The organism is Streptomyces cellostaticus (genome assembly GCF_001513965.1).
GTDB classification, from domain to species: domain Bacteria; phylum Actinomycetota; class Actinomycetes; order Streptomycetales; family Streptomycetaceae; genus Streptomyces; species Streptomyces cellostaticus.
This window is the reverse complement of the sequence record NZ_KQ948089.1, coordinates 1-1,086: the sequence shown is the minus strand read 5'-3', so window position 1 is coordinate 1,086 and position 1,086 is coordinate 1. Positions and strand designations below refer to the sequence as shown.

The 1,086-nt window shown below is 66.1% G+C and carries 1 protein-coding gene; it reads right to left on the bottom strand.

Going from position 1 to position 1,086, the window contains the following annotated elements; translation table 11 throughout:
• The coding region (locus tag AQI88_RS42050) for a beta-ketoacyl reductase (protein ID WP_159050590.1) at window positions 1–1,086 on the bottom strand (1,086 nt) is incomplete at both ends.

Here is a 1,086-nt window from a genome sequence, read left to right as displayed (position 1 = left end):
GTATCCGCCTACGAAGGTGCCGGTCTGGCTGCCACGCAGCGTGGCAGGATCGATACCAGCCCGCTCGAAGGCCTCCCAACACACCTCAAGAAGAAGCCGCTGCTGCGGATCCATCGCCAAAGCCTCACGCGGACTGATCCCGAAGAACCCCGCATCAAACCCACTCGCATCCCGAACAAACCCACCCGCCTGCGTATACGACGTCCCCGCATGCTCCGGATCCGGGTCATACAACCCCTCGATATCCCACCCACGATCCGTCGGAAACGCCCCGATAGCGTCACCCCCGGTCGCAAGCAGCCGCCACAACTCCTCCGGACTGCCCGCACCACCCGGGAAACGACACGCCATCCCCACAATCGCAACCGGCTCATCAACCACCACCGCCCCCGCCACCGGACCCACAGGCGCAGCAACCGCAGGCAAGTCACCCGTCAGCTCCGCCCGCAACAACCCCGCCAGCACCACCGGAGTCGGATAATCGAACACAAGGGTCGCCGGCAACCGCAACCCCGTCTCCCCGTTCAACCGGTTCCGCAACTCCACCGCGATCAACGAATCAAAACCCAGATCCGTAAACGCCCGACCCGGCTCCACCGCATCCACCGACGCATGCCCAAGAACCGCCGCAACATTCGCCCGGACCACATCCAGCACCAACCGGTCCCGCTCCACACCCGACAACCCCGCCAACCGCCGCCGCAACCCCTCACCCGCACCACCAGCACCACCAGCACCCACCCCGGAAACAGCCGACCGCCGCACCGGAACACCACCCGCCAACACCCGCCACAACGGCGGAATCTCACCACTACGAGCCGCCTGCGCCCTCAGACCCGCCATATCCAGACGAGCCGGAACCAGCATCGCCTCCTCACGGCCCAAAGCCACATCCAGCACAACCAGACCCTCATCCGCACCCAACGCCGCAATCCCCGACCGGCTGATCCGCGACAGCAACTGCTCACCCAGATCCCGGCCGATCCCCGCCTCATGCACCCACGGACCCCACGCCAACGAAATTCCAGGCAACCCCGCCACCCGCCGATACGCCGCCAACGCATCCAGGAACGCATTCGCCGCGAC